A 23,598-nucleotide genomic window follows, 5' to 3' on the forward strand; every position below is an offset into this window, starting at 1 on the left:
GTCGGATCAGGCGGCGTTCTTGACAGCTTCGACGACCTTCTTGGCACCGTCGTTGATGTTGTCAGCCGGGATGATGGCCATGCCGCTGTCGCGCAGCAGCTGCTTGCCTTCTTCCACGTTGGTGCCTTCCAGGCGCACCACGACCGGAACCTTGACGCCCACTTCCTTGACCGCGGCGATGATGCCTTCGGCGATCATGTCGCAGCGGACGATGCCGCCGAAGATGTTGACGAAGATGCCTTCGACCTTGTCCGAGGACAGGATCAGCTTGAACGCTTCAATGACGCGCTGCTTGTTCGCACCGCCGCCCACGTCCAGGAAGTTCGCCGGCTCGCCGCCGTTGAGCTTGATCACGTCCATGGTGGCCATGGCCAGGCCTGCGCCGTTGACCATGCAGCCGATGTTGCCGTCCATGGTGACGTAGTTGATGTCCAGCTCCGAAGCGGTCACTTCGGTTTCGTCTTCCTGGGTCTTGTCGCGCATGGCGACCAGGGCCTTCTGACGGAACGCGGCGTTGTCGTCGCTGTCGAACTTGCCATCCAGCGCGTACAGGTTGCCGTCGTCCAGGATGGCCAGCGGGTTGATTTCAACCAGCGCCAGGTCCTTTTCGTTGAACAGGCGGTACAGGTTCACCATGATGCTGGCGAACTGGCCGGCCTGCTTGGCGGTCAGGCCGAGCTTGAAGCCGAAATCGCGGCCGTGGTAACCCTGCACGCCTTCAACGAAATCAACGTTGAGCGAGTGGATCAGCTCCGGGGTTTCAGCAGCAACCTGCTCGATCTCCACGCCGCCTTCCGAAGAGGCGATGTAGGTGATGGTCTTGGTGCCACGGTCGACCAGCACCGACAGGTACAGTTCCTTGACGATCTCACCGGCGGTGGTCACCAGCACCAGGTTGACCGGCAGTTCAACGCCCGCGGTCTGGTAGGTGGCCATCTTGGTGCCGAGCATCTTGGCCGCAGCGGCCTTGACGTCGTCGGTGGTCTTGCAGAACTTGACGCCGCCAGCCTTGCCGCGACCGCCCGCATGGATCTGCGCCTTCACCATCCAGGGGCCCTGGCCCAGGGAGTTGGCCGCTTCGACCGCTTCATCGGGAGTCGCTGCGACCTTGCCGGCCGGGACCGGAATGCCGTACTCGGCAAGCAGCTGTTTTGACTGGTATTCGTGGAAATTCATGCGTCACCGTGGGAATAGGAACGACCGCACGCACGGACCGCGGCGGGCCCACTATTGTGGACGACCCAGCCGCGTGGCGCAAAGACACGGGCCCCCAGCAGCCGCCCCGGCCAGTTTTCCAACGCCATTCAGGCAGTTGCGAGGCCCACCCGGGCCGCCCCCCGGGGTCGTGAATGGGCAAACTGCGCAGGAACCGGCCATACTGGCCAAACCATCGGTAGAGCCGGGCCCTGCCCGGCTGGACCACCACCCGACAGCCAGAAGGGGAGTTCCGGCGTGTCACCCAGCGCTTCACTGATCGACCGCATCGAGTCCCTGCCGAAGCGGGAGCTGTACTTCTTCGCCCTGTACCGGGTGCTGATCGCCGCGGTCATCGCCGCGCTGCTGTTCAGCCCGTTGAGCGGCCTGGTGGGCGAGTCCAGCCATCCGGAACTGGCCGGCGTGGTCAGCGTGGGCTATCTGGTGGTCTCCCTGCTGATCCTCATGGTCGGCCGCAACGATCGCTGGCTGCGCCGCACCGTGGTCACCAGCCTGCTCATCGACATCGTCGCCACCGTGCTGCTGGCCCATGCCCTGCCCGGCGCCAGCGCCGGCCTGTCCATGGCCTTGCTGTTCAACATCGCCGCCGCCGCCACCCTGCTGCCGCTGTCCTGGGGCATGGGACTGGCCTTCATTGCCGGTGCGGCCACCGCCGGCGGCTACGTCTGGAACCTGCTGGAAACCGGCGAGCCCACCCGCACCTTGGCCGAGCTGGCCATGTTCATCACCAGCTTCCTGGCCCTGGCCTTCGTCAGCTACCAGGTGGGCAACCGCGCCCGCCGCAACCAGCAGCTGGCCAACCAGCGCGGCGACGAAGTGGCCAACCTGTTCCAGATCAACGAGCTGATCATCCGCCGCATGCGCACCGGCGTGCTGGTGGTGGACGCGGCCAACCGCATCACCCTGGCCAACGAAGCGGCCTCCACCCTGATTGGCGACAACGAAGGCAACAGCGGCACCGGCCAGCTCGAGCTGGGCAGCGCCGCCCCCGACCTCAGCCGCCGCCTGCAGCGCTGGCGCAACGGCTGGAGCAACGAAGAAACCCCGCTGCAGCTCTCGCCCGACCAGCCCGAAGTGCAGCCCCGCTTCGCCCGCCTGCTGGCCGGCAGCGACCTCACCATCATCTTCCTGGACGACTCCAGCGTGGTCTCGCGGCGCGCCGAGTCGCTCACCCTCTCGGCCATGGGCCGGTTCTCGGCCAGCCTGGCCCATGAGATCCGCAACCCGCTGGCCGCGATCAACTACGCCGCCCAGCTGCTGGAAGAGTCCACCGCCATCGGCGACACCGACCGCCGCCTGCTGCAGATCATCCACCAGCAGTGCCAGCGCACCAACGGCATCGTCGAAAGCGTGCTCGGCCTGGCCCGGCGCGAGCGGGCCAACCCGGAAAACCTGGACCTGGCCGCCTTCGTGCGCCGCTTCGTACTGGAGTACAAGCAGAGCCTGACCCTGGAAACGGACAGCATCGAACCGATCATCAACGAATCGTCCGTGCATGGCCTGGTCGACCCGCGCCACCTGCACCAGATCCTCACCGTGCTGGTCCACAACGCCCTCAAGTACGGCCGCACCGGCCAGGATCCGGCCCGGGTGCGCCTGCGCGTGGCCCGCCAGGACCGCTCGGCGGTGATCGACGTGATGGACCGCGGCCCGGGCATTCCTGAAAGCGTGGCCCAGCAGCTGTTCCGGCCGTTCTTCACCACCTCCGAACACGGCACCGGGCTGGGCCTCTACATCGCGCGCGAACTGTGCCGCGCCAACCAGGCCAGCCTGGAATATGTGTCCGTCCCGGCCGGCGGCGCGTGCTTCCGGCTGGTTCTGCTGGGCCCGCACACAATGCTGCCGCAATGACGCGCTACCCTGCAGGCGTCAAGTATTTGTCGTTATCAACCGCTCTCGGCTATCTTCCCCCCATATGAACGAAAACCGCAGCGCCCTGGTCGTAGACGACGAACGCGACATCCGCGAACTGCTGGTACTGACCCTGGGCCGCATGGGCCTGCGCATCAGCACCGCAGCCAACCTCGCCGAAGCGCGCGAGCTGCTGGCCAGCAACCCCTACGACCTGTGCATCACCGACATGCGGCTGCCCGACGGCAACGGCATCGAGCTGGTCACCGAGATCGCCCAGAACTACCCGCGCACCCCGGTGGCCATGATCACCGCCTTCGGCAGCATGGACCTCGCGGTGGAAGCACTGAAGGCCGGCGCGTTCGACTTTGTCAGCAAGCCGGTGGACATCGCCGTGCTGCGCGGTCTGGTCAAGCACGCGCTGGAACTCAACAACACCGAACGCCCCGCCCCGCCGCCGCTCACCAGCGACACCACTGCCCGCCTGCTCGGCGAATCGATCGCAATGGACGGCCTGCGCGCCACCATCAGCAAGGTCGCGCGCAGCCAGGCGCCGGTCTACATCCTGGGCGAATCGGGCGTGGGCAAGGAACTGGTGGCACGCACCATCCACGACCAGAGCGCACGCGCCTCCGGCCCGTTCGTGCCGGTCAACTGCGGCGCCATTCCGTCCGAGCTGATGGAAAGCGAGTTCTTCGGCCACAAGAAGGGCAGCTTCAGCGGCGCGCATGCCGACAAGCCCGGCCTGTTCCAGGCCGCGCACGGCGGCACGTTGTTCCTGGACGAAGTAGCCGAACTGCCGCTGCAGATGCAGGTGAAGCTGCTGCGCGCGATCCAGGAAAAGTCGATCCGCCCGGTGGGTTCGGCGACGGAAGTGGCGGTGGATGTGCGCATTCTTTCGGCCACGCACAAGGACCTGGGCGACCTGGTGGAAGACGGGCGCTTCCGGCATGACCTGTATTACCGCATCAATGTGATTGAGCTGCGGGTGCCGCCGCTGCGCGAGCGCCGTAGTGATCTGCCGCAGTTGGCCGCTTCGATTCTTGCCCGCTTGGCGCGTACGCATGGCCGCCCTACCCCGCTGCTGGCGCCATCGGCGCTGGAAGCGATGGGCACGTATCACTTCCCCGGCAACGTGCGCGAGCTGGAGAACATTCTGGAGCGTGCGCTTGCCTTGGCCGAGGGCGACAGTATTGGCGCGGGCGACCTGCGCCTGCCGCAGCCGGGCGCTGCGCGGCAGACCGGTGCGGCGGTTGCGCACCATGAAGAGGCCGTGGTGGATCTACCTGCGGGCAGTGGTGCGCTGCCTTCGTACATCGAGCAGATGGAACGCACTGCGATCCAGAAGGCACTGGAAGAGAACCGCTGGAACAAGACCAAGACGGCCGCGCAGCTGGGGATTACGTTCCGGGCGCTGCGGTACAAGTTGAAGAAGTTGGGGATGGATTGAGGGAAGCGGTGGAGTGTTGCGCCGCTTAGCACCGCGCATGACACGCGTGGCGTGTCACTACCCCTGCCACGGTCGAACCGCGTAGCGACACGCCATGCGTGTCCCGCGCAATGCCCGATTCCGCGCAAACGAACCGCCATCGCACCACCTGACACCCCGCTGGACACGCGCGGCGTGTCCCTACGCAACAAACCGCATGACGTGTACAACCCGTCCTGACCGCAACTCCGTCGCACTTTCGCAAAAACCCGTGCTGCTTGCGTCACGTGTTAGGCAATGCCTATCGAAACCCGCAAAACCAACAGAAACAATCAACTAGTCATCCAACGCATCGCCGCGCAAGGTGTGCCACGGAGCTTCAAATCTCCTAGTGGATGCAAAATTATGGAAGTCCCATGTCGGGAGGGTGGCTAATACAAGACCCCTCAACGGGGGAAATACTCCACGCCGCATGCATCCACGCGGATTTGAACCTCCCGGCTCCCTTGCCCTACCGGCAAGGGAGATTTCCCCTTGGAGGACCGCCATGCACATATCACGCCACACCCCCATGTTTCCCGAGCTCGGCATGCCCACGGCCGAACAACCGCGCCACTACACCGTACGTGCGCACACCTACCCCTGGATGGACACCTTCGACGGCGGCCTCGTGCCCTGCATCGCCGCGCACGGCAGCTGGTTGTACAACGCGGGGTTCAAGCCTGGTGCAAGGGTAACCGTACAAGCAGTTGAGGGCCGGCTTATCTTCGACCTGGTGGACCCACCCAAAGAGCCCCGCCTGCGCCGCTGCAACGCGTTCGAAAAATACATCGCGGACCGCTACGAACCCAAGCCGGGACATGCAATTCACTACGAACACCCGGGTGTGCTTGTCCGCGAGCACATCCTCGCCCCCATGGGCGCCTCAACCCAAGACTTCGCCCATGCCATCGGCGTATCACAGGACCTGGCCGAATGCTTCCTGGCCGGCGACTACGACGTAGACATGGACCTGGCCGAGCGGCTAGCCCCCTTCGCCAGCACCTCGCAGTGGTTCTGGTGGGAGCTGCAGCAGAAGTACCTCGCCCCCCGGTAACGTCGGGCTCAACCGGTCACAGCAGTCCCGCGCCGTACCCCGCGAGGTAGAGCCGGGCTCTGCCCGGCTGATCACCAAGGCCAGCTACGCTGCGTTCTTCTCCCCAAGAAACAGGCTTGCCGCCTCCCTAACCTTAGCCCAGGAGGGATGGAAGAGCTCGCTCGCATCGCTCCCCTCCCACGCCTCACTCGGAAGCGCGGTAGCTACGACGACCAGTCGCTCTATCCGACGCTGCAAAGCCTCCGAACCTCCGCTCCAGCCAAGGAGTGATACACCAATAAGAATCTCTTGCCTAAGCTCCCAAGCCGTTGCGAAGTGTCCTTTGAACTGCCGCACGGCAAGCTCAGGACCGGCAGCGAGCGTTCTTGCGGCATCTTCAAAGCAGAAAAGGCACTTTTGCAATGAATCGTCAAGGTCAATCTGATCCGCATCTTCCACAGCATCCTCCTAACCCGCCTTTCCCTGGAGAAACCATCACCAGACAAGGTAACCGGCATAGCGTCGATGCCCGTGGTACAGCCGGGCCCTGCCCGGCTGCCACTAAAGCCCGAACTGCAAAGGGCGCCGACAAAGAAAGCGAGCACCCTTCACCTTCCCCTCAGATACGCCTGCTGCTTCCTTGAAACGATGCATCTGTGATGCGACGTTCTTCATGGCAGCCCCAATGCGCAACGTATGGCATTAATCGCCGAGGGCAAACGTGGCAGCAGCGTCACCACAGAACGTCTATCCACGACTTATGAAAACAAGGTCTTGATCGGAAGCAGGAAAATGAACTAGACCCGCTTCAGGCGAGGCCACCAATGCCCCCGTCAGGAGATATGACCAGTCTTCGACCAGGTAACCCTGTGAGTACTCCCCGGTATCGATTACCGCAACGACACTCCCTGCCATTCCTCCCCCAAGACTGACATGATCTCCGAGTAAGACTTCTTGGCCGTCGTGATACTTCATACAAACTCCTCAAATGGCAAGGTGACTGATCGGAATCACTCCGCAGGTGGCGAAAAGCCATAAGTGCCATCTGAGGCACCAGCTGGCTGCCATGAGCACCGACGACTGCTTCGCTCCTGATGCGAATGGCGCTCGGAAGGCGCCGGCAGTAGCGAGACTGACCTGGCGGAAGACCACAGCGCGATAGAGCCGGGCTCCACCCGGCTCCCCTACCGCAGCCTGCGTACCACCACAGAGCCCGCCAGCCATGTACCCATCTAACGGGTCATGAACTTGCCGCAAACAATCAACGCTATCAACCACGCAACGACGGGGTAGACTCCGCTCCAGACTTCATCCGCTGCATCGAGACCTGCGACTGCCAGCACAACAAGGAAGGCAATCAAGAGAGCAGCAAATGCCATGGCGCTCGCCGCAAACACCACGACCGAGAACACCTAGTTTCGCCACGTGGCTCCGGACACGCTCCACATCCCCCCCTTTCAATCAGCGCCGAGAAAATGCTGAATCAAAGGCACAAATCCGATCGCAAGCAACAGCAGGATGAAAACTGCGAGCGAAGCCACGTGAACGAAAGAAACCACCGTGATCAGCTTCGAAGCACCTCGCTCTTTCATCACGGCAATGCACCCATGGAAGCCATCCCGCGACACTGTCAAATCGCGCGTCGGCATGACGGGAAGTGAAGCCAGCAACGCCTCCCCCGCCGTGCGGTCTAACTCTCGCTTCGCCAGGAGAACCACCCATGATCTACTGACCATGTGGACCAGCATGGCGTAGAAAAGTCCGGGTACGAGTTCGTCCATGGCCATCAGTATTCTTTGAAGGTTTTCTCAGTTGAAGCTAGAGGTTCTTAGCAGGCCAGCTACTCTGCACCCTTTTCAGCAAGAAACACGCTTGCCGCCCCTCTGACATCAGCCCAAGCAGGATGAAAGAGCTCGTTCGCGTCGCTGCCCTCCCATGCCTCAATTGGAAGGTTGGTAGCTAGGGCAACTAGTAGTTCTATCCGATACTGCAAAGCCTCCGAAACGCCACTCCAGCCCAGGAGCGACGCACCAATCAGAATCTCTTGCCTAAGCTCCCAGGCCGTTGCGAAGTGACCCTTGAACTGCCGCACGGCATGTTCAGGACCCGCAGCGAGGGTTCTTGCAGCATCTTCAAAATAGAAGAGGCAATTTTGCAGTGAATCGTCAAGGTCAATCTGATCAGCATCTTCCACTGCACCCTCCTTGCCCACCTTTCCCTGGAGAAGCCATTACCAGACAACGCAGCCGGCATAGCGTCGATGGCCTTGGTAGAGCCGGGCCCTGCCTGGCTACCACTGTATCCCGGACTGCAAAGGTTGCCGACAAAGAGGGAGAGAGAGAGCATCCTTTACCCTGCCCTCCTCAGCACCACCTGATCAGCAACCACCTCAACGAACCCTTCCGAACAATACATCCAGACGGTCCGGCTCCTCACGCTCATGCGCAGGGACCGAAGGCTTCCAAACCTGGCCGGCGCCTTCATGGCCGCAACGTCCAGCTTAAGACTGCAAGACTTCACGCCGGTGAACGATAGAACCGCAGGCACAAGCTCAGACGAAGGATCAGCAACGCGCATCAGAACATGAGCAGTGATCGCGCCGAGCGTTGGCGACACGCTGAGATGTTCCAGAAAACCAAAATCGAAGTCAACGGCATACAACGCCTGATATCCGGAAATCACAACGTGCGCCCCTTCACCGGGAGCCTCGTGCTCCAACGGAGCCGAATCACCGAGCGTCAGGGCAGCGGCACCCGCCTCCAGCATCCCTCCTGTCAAGTAGACACGAAAGATGCCGTTCTCATGATAGCGACCATCCTGCACGTTGCCTGGCCAGTCGTTGTCCAGCATCTCCGCCAAATTGAACGAAGCGAAGAACGAGTGCAGACCTTGGCAGGTGATCACCACCCGCTCGCCCTCTGCCATCTGGCCGCCAGATCCCTCAACCTCAACCGTGCACATCAGCCGATCAAGCGCAAGTTCCACAGACGTCAGCGCCGTGTCATGGAGCGCTACATCCTTCAGCGGATTCCCAGCTTTCGCGTCAACAACGTAGTCGGGACGACTAGGGCGCATATCACTCAGTCCACCAAAAATCACAATTGACGTTGTCTATAAGCACCCGACGTCCGGTACGTTGATCCAGGGCACGGACAATGCCGTAGTCAATGTAGCCGTAGTGGCTCCAATCGAAGAATTCAATGAACTCGATCTGATCCAGTTCTTCGACAGGAACAAGCTTGGGACTGTCCCAATAGGAATTTCCGTCCGCCGCGGTGGTTCCGAACTTTATCGGGACCTCGGTGGATGGAAGCCTTGGTCTAACCCTCAACCCTGCAACGGGCCCCTCTCCGTAGGTATCTGCGGCATCGCTTCCGTCGAGCACAATGCTCCGAAGCAGCTCTCGCTCGATGCGGAGAAACGACTCCTCCACAGCGACATCCAGGACATACTCGCCCGGCATCAGGTACAGGTTCCAGATATGCCTGCTTGCCTCTTTGAATCGGTGCATCTCGGGCGTTACGTTACGCATACCTGCTCCCTTGCACTGTGCACTCGATTACAGCTCATTCGCTCTGTGCTTGAGCCGGAGCCGCCGAATAATCCTGCTCGTTGACAACTCGCGCAACAGCAAGCAGCTTCGGGAATTTTGCGAAGATCAGTCCTGCGGACATTGGCAATTATTGAAGTTTGACCGATAGCTCATCGCTGCTCCAAATGCATCCTACCAGCGGGGCACTTAAACGTTCTTGTTGTAACGTACTCAGTTCAACCCTACCCATCAATCGAATCTAGCAGGATCGGCCTTTACCGAACGTCGCAATACCGATAGTGAGCGCGACAATCGAGATTGCGGTGAAAACTGCAGCCGAGGCAACGTACAGCGTGCCCGACCCATCCGCACTACTCAAGACCCATACTTGACTTAGCCGATCAAGTAGCGCGACAACGAACCCAAGGCACGCGATAACCCCGGCGACTCCAGAATATCGAGCAGCGGCATGAAGCCTCGTCCTCCCCTTGGAGCCCACACGTATAACCCACACGTTTGTTGCCAATAGAAATGGCACCAAGAAGAGTAGTGCAACTTGCCAAGTCATTGCCGGGATCTCCTAGCTAAATTTCCACCTGTGTGAGCGCTACTTGCAGCTCGGCTCCGGACACCAGTCATACCCGAAGCCCCCTCTGCCGAAGTACTTGTCATAGGTCTTCCCGCCAAACACCTCGCCTGCCCCGTGACGCTTGAAGACCTGCTCGTGAAACCTGCCTATGTCACTCCAACGGTCAAGCCTTCTTGGGCTGTCTGGAGTGGCACCGAGTGCTCGCAGGGCGTCTGCGTGAGATCTTGCCAAGTCTATTCGAACTCTCTCCATTCTTCGCTGCATCTCCGCATTGGCAGCATCGCAATCTGGCTCTCGAATTCCGTCAAGTATTGAGCTGCCGAGTCTGGTATTGGTGATCGCAGACAGCAAGCCTTGATTGAGTGCCACTTCACGGGCCCGACATGCATACAGATCACCTCCAGTACACGCGGCCTGATAGTAAAGCCCATAGTTGCCCGCATCTGCGCATGCCTGTTCAGCGGGCGTGACCCAGCAACCTCGTTGATCGCACGCAAGCCCCTTACGGTCCGAAAGACTAAGCGGACTTCCCAGCACATAGGAGTATGTTGATGAGCCTGCAGCAAGTCCAACCGGGTCACTCTGAGCGTACCGGCCGATCTCAGGTTCATAGTCACGGAAATAGTTGTAGTTCAATCCCAACAGCGGGTCGAATTGCTGACCGGGAAAGCGAAGGTCTAGCCTCTGGATTACGCCGTCTTGATCCACGTCCTCTGATGGTTGCCCGGAGCCGAATGCCTCCCCGACTAAACTCCAACTCCACACCGATCTATCCCGATGCGGATGGATGATTGCGCGTGGCGAGCCCAAGTGATCGACCTCAATATAGAGAATGTGCCCCGCCTGGATCAGGCCCACTGGCCGGGATCCCAGCCAAACCACTTGCTGGGAGGGACTATTAGCAGCGTCGTACGACCCCAGCCACTCACCTCCCTCGCCATACAGAGATAGTCTTGCTTGATCTCCCGCTTTCCGCATGACTCGCTGACCAGCGCCATTGTGTCGGTAGCTTGTCTGCTGTGAGCCAGATTGAGTCGCAATACTGAGTCGACCAGCAAGGTCGTAGGAGTATCGCCACTCGCTTCCGATAGTCAGTGTGTTGCCCGCTGCATCGTAACTTCGCTCCGCAGAATCCACCGACATCAGCCGATGGCTATCGGCCGCGTATGTATAGGCCAGGACACCATCCGAATTGCCAAAGCTCAGCCGATTCCCGGTAGCGTCATAGCTGTACTCCTCAATCGCCACCCCAGTCTGCGCGTCCTTGAAAGCAGTCAAGCGCCCCAGTGCGTCATAGTCCAGCGTCGCACCCTGCCCTTGCTGACCCACATCGGTCAGCGAGGTGATGTTGCCCACCGGATCGAACCCAAACGCGACATTCAGCCCATCGCGCGCGTCGCTGATGGCGACCGGGCGGTAGTCCTGGTCGTAGCTGCGATCCAGCCGGCGACCATTGCCGAAAGTCCAGGTCGTCACCGGGCCGAAAGGCAGCGTCTTCAGGCCCTGCAGCAGTATTTCGCGGCTACCACCGGCCGGGGTGACCCCCATGCTGATAACCTGGCCAAGCGCATCGTAGCCATAGTCGACCAGACTGCCGTCCGGGTAGGTCATGGACTGCAGTCGGCCAGAGGCCTCGTAGGCATAACGCAGCGTCAACGCCTGCCCGTCCGTTACCTGCACCCGGCGGACCAGATCGCCCATGAGGTTGTAGCAGTAGTCCGTGCGACCGCTGGGGTCGATCATGCTGGAAAGGCGCCCTGCCCCGGCACGTTCGCCAGCCGGGCACTGGCCCGACGGCTGGTCGTAGACGTACTGGATGTCTGCTGCCGGATCGGCGAAGCGAACGGCGGTGGTGCGCCCCACGGCGTCGTACTCGTACTGCGCGGTTACACCCCGTGCGTCGGTGCGGGTCAGCGTGTTGCCGAGGCGGTCGTAGGTGAACTGGGTGATTCCGCTGTCCGGGCTGGTCTGGATAACGACCTGGCCGAAGCCATCGTAGGCATAGGTCGTTGCCAACCCCTTGGGATCGACTATCCGCTCGACCTGCCCATTGCCGGCGTACTCGTAGCGCACCTCGGCGTTGATGCCGCCCAGATCGTCAATCTGCTGGAGGGGCCGCCCCACCCCGTCGTAGGTAGTCTTGGACACCGTACCTGCCGGGTTCTCCGTTTCCAGCAGGTTGCCCACGGCGTCGTAGCGCATCTGGGTCGCTTGACCATCTGCCCCGGTCACGCGGGTCATGCGGCTTGCGGTGTCGAACAGGCGGTTTAGCGAGCGCCGCAGTACGCCCGCGCTGTCGCGCACTTCCTCGCGCAGCCGGTTGCCTGCGCCGTCCAGCACGTAGTTGATGCGGTTGCCGGTTGCGTCTTCCACGCTAGTGAGGCGGTCGGCGGTGTCGTAGTGAATCCGGGTCCAGACGCCGTCGGGGCCTGTGGTGCGGGTCAGCTTGCCGGTGGAGTTGTACTCATTGAGCGTGATGCGGTCGTTGGCTGGCACGTCGCCTTTGAGCGTCTCTGCCAGGATGCGCCCGCTAGTGTCGAACAGGCGCTCCACCACGGTCCCGTCGATCCCCTTGATCTGCACAGGGTTGCCGAGGGCGTCGTACTCCAGGTACTCGGTGCGGCGGCCGAGTGCATCCACTTCGGACTTTAGGTCGCCTTTGCGGTACTGGCAACTTCCGCCTGCGTCGCAACCGGCGTCATTGGCGGCGTAGTACTCGAATTGGGTTGGAGCGCCGATAGGGTTGATGGTGGAGAGCTGAAGGCCCGGCAGCGGGCACTGGGAGGGCTTGCCGGCTGCGTCGGCGTCTGAGCAGTAGGTGTTCTGGGTTTGCCGTACGTTGGATGGAGCTAGCGCAAGCGAGCCGCAGACGTAGTCGGTGCTCTCGCTGACGTCGTACTGGCAGGAGAATCGGAGACGACCTTGGGGGTCGTAGACTTTGCGGCTCAGTGAGGTGAGTTGTTCGCCAGCGGCGGTTTGCTTGCTGACGCGCTGCTCGACTACGCGATTGTTCGCGTCACGTGTGGTGCGGCTGATTCTGCCGACGGAGACGTCAGTGCGCGTAACCGTCTGGGATATCGGGCCACTGTACGAATCTACGTACGAGACCGTAGTCTGGCGCCCGGCAGCGTCGACACTGGAGGTGAGGCGGCCGTCGTCATTGAAGGCAAAGGAACGCGAACCAAGTCCATCCGTGGTCTTGGTAATGGCACTGAACCTTCGTCCGCCAACCACATGTTGCTTCACATCCCCAAGGTTATTGACGGAGGTCGCCGTACCATCGGCGTTGTAGGCAATGCTTGTGACGTCGACGGGCAATCCCTCAGCGTGCAGACGGCTGCCCGTGACCATACCTTCTTCGTCGTAAGAGAATGTCGCACAGCGGAAGCCGCCCTCTACGATACCGGTCATGAGGTTGGGGATTGCCCCCGGCGCAAGACCTGGTTCCGCGTAGAGGTAGGTGCGCACACTACCGTCAGGCCTGAAGACTTGAACGAGGTTCCCATGAACATCGTAGGTGTACTTCGCCTCTGCGCCATCGGGCAAGGTTATCGTCGATAGACGTTTGTTCTCGTAACCAAAACGAAATGCGCAACGCATGGCATCAAACGCCGAGGGCAGACGTGACAGCAGCGTCACCAGAGAACGTCTATCCACGACTTATGAGAACAAGGTCTTGATCGGAAGCAGGAAAATGAATTAGACCCGCTTCAGGCGAGACTACCAATGCCCCCGTCAGCAGATATGACCAGTCTTCGACCAGGTAACCTTGTGAGTACCGCCCGGTATCGATTACCGCAACAACACTTCCTGCCATCCCTCCCCCAAGACTGACATGATCTCCGAGTAAGACTTCTTGGCCGTCCTGATACTTCATACAAACCCCTCAAATGGCAAAGTGACTGATCGGAATCACTCCGTAGCTGGCAAAAAGCCATAAGTACCATCCAAGGCACCAGTTGACTGCCAGAAGCACCGACGCCTACTCCGCTTCTCATGCGAGTGTCGCTAGGCGGGGGCCGGCATCAGAAACCATTCCTTCGAAAGTGCGTGAGACCGTAAAGAGAGCGTGCCAACCACCTTCGTAGCGACGGCAGACATATCTCCTACCAAGACGGTGCAGCAATCGCCTTGATCCTCGCCCATAAGGCGTCCGCCATATCGTTCTGCCAGGTCGCCCCGAGTAGCCGTTTAAGTTGCTGGTCACGCCCGCAGGCGGCTTCGATGCGCTCGATAAGCTGCTCACCGTGGGCAACCAGCAGGTCCTCAAGTGGCCCAGCAGCCAGGTTGGAAAGAATCAGGTCACTTCCATCCAGGCGCCGGATCTCCTCAATCATCGCCCACCCCTTCTCCGGATCCTCGATGACCAGCTCATGGGCACTGCAGAATGCCCAGAACAACGCTTCGCGCTCAGGAGACTCCTCTGCAAGGCGGTGAAGCGCTATCCAGGAAGCAGCGATCTCGCCAATGCCCCGCTCTTCAATGGCCATGCTCGCCCTGGTCATCGTCATCAAGTCCTACGCCCGCTCGGGCAACGAATTCAATTTCATCATCTTCCTCCGGGTAATGGACCATACCAGCGCCCGCGGTTTCGATCATAACGCCGCTCGACAGAAAGCCACCGCCTACCAGTTCTTTCTTGGTAAGCCAGCCTTCGTAGCCGCTCAGGCACTCCCACTTTTCGTAATCGCAGATCACGACGCCCTTGTCACCCTCAAGAAGAACGGAGTCTCCGACGCGAATCCTGCGTCCATTGCTCACGTAGCTCACAGTACCCTCCAAGCAACTGAGACGTGCATCCACAGGGCGCACCGACTTCCATCCATTACGGAATTGACGCCACTCCAAATGGACCTCGAACGAGAAGACACTCTGTTCACAGCTGGAACGTAGCAGCCGAACGTCACACGTATGGATCAAAGTCCAACGATGCACCGCACGACGCAATAGCTTTAATCAGTTCAGCGGGAAGATAGAGGGCTGCATGGATGCCGCGTTCACTGGAGAGGCGAACGCCAACCTGCGGGTCCCACAATGCAATGTCTTCCCCCACCTGTTGAGTCGCGCCGGCGATTGCCTCAGCTACAGTGGCTTGTAGATCGTCTAGCGTGTACCACTGACGACTCAAACGAGAGAGGACAACCTCCTTTCCAGAGGTAGGCGAGTCGCCAACAAAAACTACGACGAGTTCCGGCCGTGCTACGGACTCCCCTCGATATGCTTCTTGTGCCTCGTCTTGCTCGACTATTGTGGCAACGGAGCAATGGTCGAAGTCCAAGGAGGCGGAGGCGTACGCTATCTGACCAATCCTCGCTGCGGAAAGGTTAAGGCAAGGCCTGAGCCCCTCGTCGCTCCGGACACGAACTTTAAGGCGTGGGCTAAGCGTTCGCAGCCCGTCTGCCAGAGTTGCGACAGCGTTCCCAAGTACACACCCAACCAACGACGCCACATTCTCAATCGTGTATTTGTCGCTGTCCATCTGGGCGATGATTACTTCCTGATCACTAGCTGGATGAGTCCCGAGTAACTCTACGAGCACCTCATGACTATTCACTTCCATCGGTAGTTTGTCTCCTCGACTACAGGTCCCCTACATCCCATACGCTTGACAACTATACGCCCGTCGTCGCAACCACATAGATCGTAGAAGGAGATACCCTTGTTGGTCCCGAGCCAATCCTCTTTAACCGCGTGCCCATCAATTCCTGCACGCCGCAGCAATGCCGTATCAAGCTTTTTGTCGCACCGCTCACCATCCTCCGGGCAGAAGGCTTCACCAGCGGCTCTTCCGGCCTTCTGACCTGCAATTCCCCCGACGAATCCACCCGCTGCAGCCCCCGAAAGTCCGCCTGCACCCGCACAAACCAAGGCGCCAGGCCCGGTGACACTACATGCGGCGCCACCACCTGCGGCACCGAGATTGCCACCAAGAACTGCTCCTCCGAGTGTCCCGCAGACCACACCTACAACCTCTGCCGCAACTACGCACCGCTTGTTTTTCTCGAGTCCGAGCGGATCAGCGAAGCTCAGCGGGGCTGAGCCAACGTATGCATATGTACTCGGGCCACCTTGCAAGCCAATGGGATCACTTTGTGAATAGCGCCCCGACTTGGCCTCGTAGTCTCTGAAATAGTTGTAGCTCAGCCCTGACGTCAACTCGTATCGCTGCCCAGGAAAGCGAAGGTCGAACGTCACCGCCATTCCATTCTGATCAGGATCCTCGGAGGGGGCGGCTGATCCGAACGCCTCAGCCAGCATGCTCCAACTCCAAACTGCCACATCACGCTGCGGATCGATTACAGCGCGTGGCGAACCCAGATGGTCGGATTCGATGTAGAAGATTCTTCCGGCTTGTAACAGCCCCACCGGCCGCGATCCGAGCCATACGACCTGCTGGGCAGGGGCACCGCTCTCTGCATATCTGCCCAACCACTCACCACCCTGCCCATGCAGGTGCAGCGCTCTTTCAGCGCCCGCCTGCTGCAGGACACGCTGTCTAGCGGCGTTGTGACGGTAGGTGGCCTGCACGGAAGCCGCATCGGTCGAACTACTCAGCTGACCAGCAAGGTCATAGGCGTACTGCCACTCACTCCCGATTGTCAGGGTATTGCCCGCTGTATCGTACGTGCGAGTAGCTCCATGCACTGACGTTAAGCGGTGACTATCAGCCGCGTAGACATACGACTGGGTTCCCGCCGAGTTTGCAAAGCTCAGCCGATTGCCAGTAGCGTCATAGCTGTACTGCTCAATCGCCACCCCAGTCTGCGCGTCTTTGAACGCAGTCAGGCGCCCCAGTGCGTCGTAGTCCAGCGTCGCACCCTGCCCTTGCTGACCCACATCGGTCAGCGAGGCCATGTTGCCCACCGGATCGAACCCAAACGCAACATTCAGCCCATCGCGCGCGTCGCTGATGGCGACCGGGCGATAGTCCTGGTCGTAGCTACGGTCCAGCCGGCGACCATTGCCGAACGTCCAGGTATTCACCGGGCCGAAGGGCAGCGTCTTCAGGCCCTGCAGGAGCACTTCCCGGACGCCACCAGCCGGGGTGACCCCAATGCTTGTAACCTGGCCAAGCGCATCGTAGCCATAGTCGACCAAGCTGCCGTCCGGGTAGGTCATGGACTGCAGTCGGCCAGAGGCCTCGTAGGCATAGCGCAGCGTCAACGCCTGACCGTCCGTTACCTGCACGCGGCGGACAAGATCGCCCATGAGGTTGTAGCAGTAGTCCGTGCGACCGCTGGGGTCGATCATGCTGGCGAGCCGGCCCACGCCTGCACGCTCGCCTTCGGCGCATTGACTGGAAGGCTGGTCGTAGACGTAGTGGATGTCGGCTTCAGGGTCGATGAACGTAACCGCCGTGGCGCGTCCCAGTGCGTCATAGCTGTAGTTCGCCGTTACCCCGCGCGCATCCGTCCGGGTCAGCACGTTGCCCGCGCTGTCGTAGGTGAAGGTTGTCGTTCCGGTGTCTGGGCTGACCTGGGTCAGGACGTCGCCGAATCCGTTTCGGGCGTAGGTCGTCTTCAATCCCTTGGGGTCGATGACTTCGGTCAGATTATCCAGCGGGTCGTACTTGAACTGGCTTTGGGCGCCTATTCCACCCACGTCCTGGCGGGAGCGTGCGACACGATTCAGCGCGTCGTACGCATAGTCAGTGACGCGACCCAGTGCATCTGTGACCGAAACTTTGTTGCCGTTCCCATCGTAGGCAAAGTCTATGGGGTTGGCGGAAGCGTCTGCCTGAGTCGCCAGCTCGCCGCGCTGATTGAAGATTCGACTCTGGGTTCGGGTAAGCACGCCGGCGGCATCATGGGTGTTCTCGGCAACGCGATTGCCTGCGTTGTCCAGCACGTACTCGATGCTGTTGCCTACGTTGTCGATCACCTCGATCAGCCGGTGGGCAGCGTCATAGCGGTAGCTGACAAAGCTGCCATCAGGCTGGGTGACACGCTTGGTCAAGCCCGTAGGCCAGTACTCGGTGTGGGTTGTACGGTCAGAACCGCCGCCGGCACCCTGCACGCGAGCGGTCGTCATCCAGCCACGATGGTTGTACTCGAAGCTGGTGATCAGACCATCCGCGCCCTTCTGCGAGGTGACGCGTCCTGCGCTGTCATAGCCCAGATACTCTACCGCTTGACCCACCGGGTTGATCACCTTCCAGAGGTCACCCTTCCGATGGGTGCAGTTGCCGGAGGTCAACGAGCATGTGGGTGCGTCCGTTGGATAGTACTGGTACTGGGTGGTATCAGACGCGTCTGTACGCGGACCGTCGACGGAGCTCACCAGGCCAACGAAGGGGCAGTAGCCGGCACCGACGTCCGCACTCTCGCAGTATGCCGTTGTCGAAATACGCTCGGCTCCCGTTGTCGGGTCTTCCTGGATCAGCTGGGAAAGTTGGCCACGAGCGTTGTAGGTCGAGCGTGACCTGCTCGCGACGACGCCCTGGGCGTCCAGCGTACGTTTCTCAAGGGGCAAACTCAGTGCACCATCCCAGTCGCTCTGGTTCGTGCGCTGCTCGGATTTGCCACTGGCGCTGATTGTGGAGGTGAGGAAGGCGCCGCTGTACCCAAACTGGGTAATGGCGCCCCTACGATCTGCCCTCTGTAGCAGACGGCCCTGAGAATCGTAGGTTGTCGCGTCCATACCCCCGGAGTCCGTGACGGACAGTGGTGTACGGTAGAAATCACCGGCGAACACATACTGCCTGATCTCACCGGAGGCGGTCTTGACGGAAACGTGCTGGTCGTCCTGATAGGAAAGGTAAGTTCCTTCGACCTTACCCACGTTCCCATGCAGCTCGCTGGAAATGACCCTGCTCCAGCGGTCGTAGCCAAAGCTGGCATAGCGCGCACCGTCCTCAGACGTTATGCCGGTCAGCAGGTAAGGATTGAGGGTCGGCGTCAAACCCGACTCGCCCCAGTGATAGCGCTTCACATGGCCCGCGCCATAGTCAACAGCCAGCAGCGAACCCAGCTCATCCTGCGTGTAGAGGATCAGGTTGCCGTCCGGCAGCCTGATCCATTTCAACCGACCGTCTTCGTACTCGAAGTCTACAGTGCGGCCAGTGACATCGCGGATGCTGGCGATGCGCGCCAGCTGCGGGATGTTGGCCACAGGCTCATACGCTATGTAAACATCGTTGGAAGGGTTGTTCAGATCCTGCACCCTCACCAACTTGCCGTCACCGTCGAAGCTGCGGACCTCGCCCCTTGCATCGCGCAGCACGTAGAGTGAATCGGATACGCGCGTCAGGATGGTTCCGGTCGCCTTGCCAACGGAATACACATCCGTCGCGACCTGGGTCAGCTTCGCGTAATAGCCCTCATCAGAGATCAGGTACTTGTACGGGAATTGGAGGCGGCTGCTGTAGGTGAAGGTCCAGCCCACAGGGAACTGGTGCGGCAGATTTACCTGGCGAAGGGAGTGGTAATAGCGGTTGAACACCCGGCCGGCGAACTCGAAATCCGGCTCAACGCGCGATTTATCGCCATTGTCAGGGTGACATGGATTCTTGTTAGCGGCGCAGGAAGCGGTCTGTGTGATCTTGCGGAGCGTGATGTACGGAATCGAGCGGTTCGGCGCACACACGCGGTCCATCGACGGCGTAAGAGAGTTCTCGCCCTGGAAGCCCTCTGGGCAAACATAGGACTGGAACTTCGCGAGCTCGATGCTACGGTGATCTGGCGGCACATTGCCCCAGCCCTCACAGTACAGGTCCCATTCCAGGGTCCTGTTCGGCGGCACATAGTTGACGTAACCGGAGGTACCCGGCGTATTGGCAACATGCCATACGGGTGTAGGGCTGTAGTCGCCTGCGACGCGGATGTTGGTGTAGGTACACTGCGCCGTGTTGACCAGATAGGTAGCCTTGTACTGCTCAATTGCCGGCGCCTCGGCAAGGCACAACAATGGAAAGTATGGATCACCCGTCGCCTCAAGGCCGGGACACATTGGCGTGGAGTTCTGCCAGCCCGCGATACGGTAAGCGGGCGGATACAGAATACGGGGCGCCTGGTTGTCCACCCGATAGTTGATGCGGAGAGAGTCCGGACCGTATTTCCCGGCTTCAGTCTTGTCCTGGCGCAACAGCCCACGGTAAACGGGCACAGCGTCTTCCATAGCCTGCTCTGCTTCACGCAGACTCTTGAAGCAACCACATGTCGAGGCGCAGTAGTTGTCGACCGTAGGCGCGCTGGATGGAGGAAGGTCGGCCGCTACGGCAAATCCCGACGCCCCCATCAAAATTGCGACGAACACACCCCAGCCACTCGCACTGAACGTGCGGACCCCGTTGCGCATGTGTAATCCCCTGACCACCGCCAATAACCTCGCTCCATTGGCGGCTGTCGGGCGCTGCGGCGTCAGACCATCCATGGGGCACCAACTGTGGAGACTAGCGGCGCTGCCCGCGCCTCCGCAAGGGACTTGTCGATCTTAGGAGACATCCCCTGGGCAGTATGGAACCTACCTCACAGTTCCAAAGGCTTGCCATCCAGTCGCAGCCCGTCTGCACACCTGCGGCAGGTCGGCGTACTGATCAGTAAACATCAACAAAGTACCGCCCCTGCACTTCAAGCCTCCTGGCTAGCGTCTCCGCTGATATGCGCCCTTCGGCCAAATGATCCTCAAGCATCAACGTTGCAAAACTGTCTACCTTCGGTGGAAGTACTGAGTTAACCCTTAGTGCCAACCCAGCACCGGCTTCGCTTTCTTCCAGCAAAGCAATCAGTGTGCCTGGTGTTGCTGAGCCAGGCGTCTCGATGTAACCGGTGACACACCCGTATGCCTGCGTGGGTGAGTAGAACAGGGAAAAATCGAATCTATACTTCATCATCGCCCCCAAGGGTGGTCTGGCACCAGTATTCCAGTGACCATCGCCTCCTCCTCTCTCATGTCGCACCCCATGCTAATTCCAAGCGCAATCATTTCTTTGATTGTTGAGATTCGCCATTTCAGGTCATCAGCATGACCGAGCCAGGTGGTCGACGTTCCGGTGACGGCGGGATTTCTGGTGGAATACGCATAATCGTACAGCTTTCTGTCGCTCAGCATGTTGTTTTGTTTTTCCCGCGCCTGCGAAATGGCCGTCTGCGTCACTCGCTTTAATTCAGCACAAGGGTCGTCCTGCCCTTCGCAGTATCGGTCACAGAGTGATTCCTGCTTGCCCTTCAGTCCTCTTGGCCGCGCACCCTTTTGGATGCAACCAGTTGCCCAGCACCATGACGAGGCGACAAGTCCTGACCCTAAAATAGGAGGAGCAAGTCTCGGACCGATCGAACCGGCCTCCCTACACGGCCCCGCACCATATTTTAGACAGAACTGTTCAGGTGTTGTTGTCTGCAAGCCGAACGGATCAGTTCCAGAAAACGGATCGGAGCGCACGTAGCCGTATGTACTTACCCCTCCGTTTAGACCAATTGGGTCGCTTTGCACGTAACGGCCAATGGCGGAATCATAGTCGCGATAGTAGTTCTGACTCAGTCCGCTCCCTTCATCGAAGAGCTGGCCCGGAAAGCGCAAGTCGAACTTCTGATCTTTACCATCTAGATCCGGATCGTTGGAGGGCGCGTTTGTTCCAAACGCCTCCTCAAGAAGGCTCCAACTCCATACAGTGACATCTCGTTGAGGCTCGATAATGGCTCGTGGCGAGCCGAGATGGTCAGATTCGATATACAGCAGTGCCCCTGCCTGAATGAGTGCTACGGGCCGGGAGCCCAGCCATATCACCTGATGCGCGGGGATACCATTCCTATACGCGCCCAGCCATTGGCCCTCCTCACCATGAAGGTTCAATGTGTGTTCGCCGCCTGAAATTTGCAGCGCTCGTTGCCCAGTGCCATTGTGGAGGTAGCTTGCCTGCGATGAGCCGGGTCGAGTTGCATTGCCAAGCCGACCCGCCAGATCGTATACGTACTGCCACTCGCCCCCAACGGTGAGGGTGTTTCCCATGGCATCGTACGTGCGCGGAACACCGCCCACCGACATCAGCCGATGACTGTCCGCCGAGTAGGTGTACGCCTGCACGCCAGCCGAATTCGTAAAGCTAAGCCGATTGCCAGTAGCGTCATAGCTGTACTGCTCAATCGCCACCCCAGTCTGCGCGTCTTTGAACGCAGTCAGGCGCCCCAGTGCGTCGTAGTCCAGCGTCGCACCCTGCCCTTGCTGGCCCACATCGGTCAGCGAGGTGATGTTGCCCACCGGATCGAACCCAAACGCAATATTCAGCCCATCGCGCGCATCGCTGATGGCGACCGGGCGATAGTCCTGGTCGTAGGTGCGGTCCAGTCGGCGGCCATTCCCGAAGGTCCAGGTCTTCACCGGGCCGAAGGGCAGCGTCTTCAGGCCCTGCAGGAGCACTTCCCGGACGCCACCAGCCGGGGTGACCCCAATGCTTGTAACCTGGCCAAGCGCATCGTAGCCATAGTCGACCAAGCTGCCGTCCGGGTAGGTCATGGACTGCAGTCGGCCAGAGGCCTCGTAGGCATAGCGCAGCGTCAACGCCTGACCGTCCGTTACCTGCACGCGGCGGACAAGATCGCCCATGAGGTTGTAGCAGTAGTCCGTGCGACCGCTGGGGTCGATCATGCTGGCGAGCCGGCCCACGCCTGCACGCTCGCCTTCTACGCAGTGGCTGGAGTGCTGGTCGTAGACGTAGTGGATGTCGGCGGCGGGGTCGATGAAGCTCACCGCCGTGGTGCGGCCCAGCGCGTCGTAGGTGTAGGTGGCCGTTACCCCGCGCGCGTCCGTTCGGGTCTGCACGTTGCCTGCGCTGTCGTAAGTGAAGGTCGTCGTACCGGTGTCCGGACTGACCTGGGTGGTCAGATCGCCCAAGCCGTTGTAGGCGTAGCTGGTCTTCAGGCCCTTCGGGTCGGTGACCTCGACCAGGTTGTCCTGCGTGTCATGTACGAACTTGGTCTCGGCCGCAATTCCATCCGAATCCTGCAGGGTGCGCTTGAGCCGGTTCAGTGGGTCGTATTCGGACTGCGTCTTTCGCTGGAGGGCATCCGTGACCGAAACGGTGTTTCCGCTGGCGTCGTAGCTGAAGTCGGTAGGATTTGCCGAGGCGTCAGCTTGGGTGATCAGCTGGCCCAGCTGATTGTAGACGCGGGTGAGGGTTCGCTTGAGATCACCGGCGGCGTCTTTAATGTCTTCGCCAATACGGTTGCCAGCGTTGTCCAAGGTGTAGTGGATGGTGTTTCCCACGTTGTCGACGACATCGGTCAGGCGATGGGCGGCATCGTAGGTGTAGGCCGTAAACGCCCCATCGGGCTGAGTGACCTGCTTGATCAATCCATTGGGCCAGTAGGCTATGCGCGTGATGCGGTCGTCAGACTCGGTCGAATCGTCGGCACCGCGCACCTTAGTGGCGGTCAGCCAGCCGCGCGGGTGGTACTCGAAGTGGGTGATGAGCCCTGCCCCGTCCCCGGACCGACAGCGATCGGCCTTCGCCATCGTAGGACAGGGTTTCACTGACGTGACCAAGCGCGTCTGTGACCTTCCACAGGTCGCCCTTGCGATACGGGCATGTGGCGGGTGCGCTGACGCAGCTGGGGTCGTCCGACATGCGGTAGGTGTATATGGTGATGTCGGCCACGTCCGTGCGCGGCCCATCTACTGTCTTGACCAGGCCCAGCAGCGGGCAAGTTCCAGCTGCGACGTCGCCCGCCTCGCAGTAGGTTGTGGTCTCCACGCGCAACGCGCCAGCGGCGTCGCTCTGCGTGGTCTTCGTGGCTCTGCCTTACTGCGCCTGAATATCAGGAGGCGCGAGCGCTGTCCAATCTCGATGTTCGAGGCTGGGATGAAGGTCTCGAAATGGTCCCCTGGCAGCAAGTAGCGTCCTTGACTAACTCCACGGCCAAGGTCGGACCAACGAGGGCATTTGCGCCTTCTTTCGCCGGCGCTGGCACTGG

15 protein-coding genes and 1 pseudogene are annotated in these 23,598 nt (G+C 60.4%); 3 read left to right on the forward strand and 13 right to left on the reverse strand.

The genetic code is table 11. The annotated features are described in order from the left end of the window. Positions 1–6: 6 nt before the first annotated feature. Positions 7–1,176 carry an ADP-forming succinate--CoA ligase subunit beta gene (gene sucC / locus PDM28_RS14825; RefSeq protein WP_070209517.1) on the reverse strand — a complete coding sequence of 390 codons (1,170 nt, stop codon included), beginning with the start codon at positions 1,174–1,176 and terminating at the stop codon, positions 7–9. A 276-nt stretch (positions 1,177–1,452) separates the two neighbouring features. Here sucC and PDM28_RS14830 point away from each other — a divergent pair, with 276 nt between their 5' ends. From PDM28_RS14830 to PDM28_RS14840, 3 genes are all read left to right on the forward strand, one after another. Continuing rightward, the gene (locus tag PDM28_RS14830; RefSeq protein ID WP_311182622.1) at positions 1,453–3,066 is read left to right on the forward strand and encodes a sensor histidine kinase; all 1,614 of its coding nucleotides are present in this window, start codon (positions 1,453–1,455) and stop codon (positions 3,064–3,066) included. A gap of 64 nt (positions 3,067–3,130) precedes the next feature. After that, positions 3,131–4,516: a sigma-54-dependent transcriptional regulator gene (locus PDM28_RS14835; protein ID WP_102945225.1), complete on the forward strand. Its 1,386-nt coding sequence runs from the start codon at positions 3,131–3,133 to the stop codon at positions 4,514–4,516. Positions 4,517–5,084: 568 nt separating this feature from the next. Further along, entirely contained in the window at positions 5,085–5,591 is a 507-nt protein-coding gene (locus tag PDM28_RS14840) for a hypothetical protein (protein ID WP_311182623.1), read from the forward strand. A 1,211-nt stretch (positions 5,592–6,802) separates the two neighbouring features. Here PDM28_RS14840 and PDM28_RS14845 read toward each other — a convergent pair. The 12 genes and pseudogenes from PDM28_RS14845 to PDM28_RS14900 all read right to left on the reverse strand — a co-directional run. After that, positions 6,803–6,982, reverse strand: coding sequence for a hypothetical protein (locus PDM28_RS14845; RefSeq protein ID WP_311182624.1), 180 nt, complete (start codon positions 6,980–6,982; stop codon positions 6,803–6,805). Positions 6,983–7,027: 45 nt separating this feature from the next. Next, positions 7,028–7,351: a hypothetical protein gene (locus tag PDM28_RS14850; RefSeq protein ID WP_311182625.1), complete on the reverse strand. Its 324-nt coding sequence runs from the start codon at positions 7,349–7,351 to the stop codon at positions 7,028–7,030. Between the two features lie 59 nt (positions 7,352–7,410). After that, positions 7,411–7,764 carry a hypothetical protein gene (locus PDM28_RS14855; RefSeq protein ID WP_311182626.1) on the reverse strand — a complete coding sequence of 118 codons (354 nt, stop codon included), beginning with the start codon at positions 7,762–7,764 and terminating at the stop codon, positions 7,411–7,413. Positions 7,765–7,919: 155 nt separating this feature from the next. After that, positions 7,920–8,645, reverse strand: a complete 726-nt coding sequence (locus tag PDM28_RS14860; protein ID WP_311182627.1) for a hypothetical protein — start codon at positions 8,643–8,645, stop codon at positions 7,920–7,922. Between the two features lies 1 nt (position 8,646). Beyond that, a complete protein-coding gene (locus tag PDM28_RS14865; RefSeq protein WP_311182628.1) occupies positions 8,647–9,102 on the reverse strand; it encodes a hypothetical protein in 456 nt (151 codons plus the stop codon). A 607-nt stretch (positions 9,103–9,709) separates the two neighbouring features. Beyond that, positions 9,710–13,330: an RHS repeat-associated core domain-containing protein gene (locus tag PDM28_RS14870; RefSeq protein WP_311182629.1), complete on the reverse strand. Its 3,621-nt coding sequence runs from the start codon at positions 13,328–13,330 to the stop codon at positions 9,710–9,712. Positions 13,331–13,797: 467 nt separating this feature from the next. Further along, the gene (locus PDM28_RS14875; protein WP_311182630.1) at positions 13,798–14,181 is read right to left on the reverse strand and encodes a DUF6869 domain-containing protein; all 384 of its coding nucleotides are present in this window, start codon (positions 14,179–14,181) and stop codon (positions 13,798–13,800) included. After that, on the reverse strand, positions 14,171–14,461 hold the full coding sequence (locus PDM28_RS14880) for a hypothetical protein (RefSeq protein WP_311182631.1): 291 nt from the start codon (positions 14,459–14,461) through the stop codon (positions 14,171–14,173). Before PDM28_RS14880 ends, PDM28_RS14875 begins: the two co-directional genes overlap by 11 nt. A gap of 133 nt (positions 14,462–14,594) precedes the next feature. Further along, positions 14,595–15,251 carry a hypothetical protein gene (locus tag PDM28_RS14885; RefSeq protein WP_311182632.1) on the reverse strand — a complete coding sequence of 219 codons (657 nt, stop codon included), beginning with the start codon at positions 15,249–15,251 and terminating at the stop codon, positions 14,595–14,597. Further along, positions 15,242–20,062 (reverse strand): RHS repeat-associated core domain-containing protein, encoded by a 4,821-nt coding sequence (locus PDM28_RS14890; protein ID WP_311182633.1) that lies wholly within the window; start codon positions 20,060–20,062, stop codon positions 15,242–15,244. The genes PDM28_RS14885 and PDM28_RS14890 overlap by 10 nt, the downstream gene beginning before the upstream one ends. 163 nt (positions 20,063–20,225) lie before the next feature. Beyond that, positions 20,226–20,519, reverse strand: coding sequence for a hypothetical protein (locus PDM28_RS14895; protein WP_311182634.1), 294 nt, complete (start codon positions 20,517–20,519; stop codon positions 20,226–20,228). A gap of 509 nt (positions 20,520–21,028) precedes the next feature. Then, positions 21,029–23,252, reverse strand: a pseudogene (locus tag PDM28_RS14900) (RHS repeat-associated core domain-containing protein); the annotation flags it as partial. Positions 23,253–23,598 lie beyond the last annotated feature (346 nt).

Source organism: Stenotrophomonas aracearum, assembly GCF_031834615.1.
GTDB lineage: Bacteria > Pseudomonadota > Gammaproteobacteria > Xanthomonadales > Xanthomonadaceae > Stenotrophomonas > Stenotrophomonas aracearum.

Excerpts from the sequence above, each read along its gene's own strand:
- sucC (WP_070209517.1), bottom strand. The coding sequence starts at position 1,176 with ATGAATTTCCACGAATACCAGTCAAAACAGCTGCTTGCCGAGTACGGC.
- PDM28_RS14835 (WP_102945225.1), top strand. The coding sequence starts at position 3,131 with ATGAACGAAAACCGCAGCGCCCTGGTCGTAGACGACGAACGCGACATC.
- PDM28_RS14840 (WP_311182623.1), top strand. The coding sequence starts at position 5,085 with ATGCCCACGGCCGAACAACCGCGCCACTACACCGTACGTGCGCACACC.
- PDM28_RS14850 (WP_311182625.1), bottom strand. The coding sequence starts at position 7,351 with ATGGACGAACTCGTACCCGGACTTTTCTACGCCATGCTGGTCCACATG.
- PDM28_RS14860 (WP_311182627.1), bottom strand. The coding sequence starts at position 8,645 with ATGCGCCCTAGTCGTCCCGACTACGTTGTTGACGCGAAAGCTGGGAAT.
- PDM28_RS14865 (WP_311182628.1), bottom strand. The coding sequence starts at position 9,102 with ATGCGTAACGTAACGCCCGAGATGCACCGATTCAAAGAGGCAAGCAGG.
- PDM28_RS14875 (WP_311182630.1), bottom strand. The coding sequence starts at position 14,181 with ATGGCCATTGAAGAGCGGGGCATTGGCGAGATCGCTGCTTCCTGGATA.
- PDM28_RS14885 (WP_311182632.1), bottom strand. The coding sequence starts at position 15,251 with ATGGAAGTGAATAGTCATGAGGTGCTCGTAGAGTTACTCGGGACTCAT.
- PDM28_RS14890 (WP_311182633.1), bottom strand. The coding sequence starts at position 20,062 with ATGGATGGTCTGACGCCGCAGCGCCCGACAGCCGCCAATGGAGCGAGG.
- PDM28_RS14895 (WP_311182634.1), bottom strand. The coding sequence starts at position 20,519 with ATGAAGTATAGATTCGATTTTTCCCTGTTCTACTCACCCACGCAGGCA.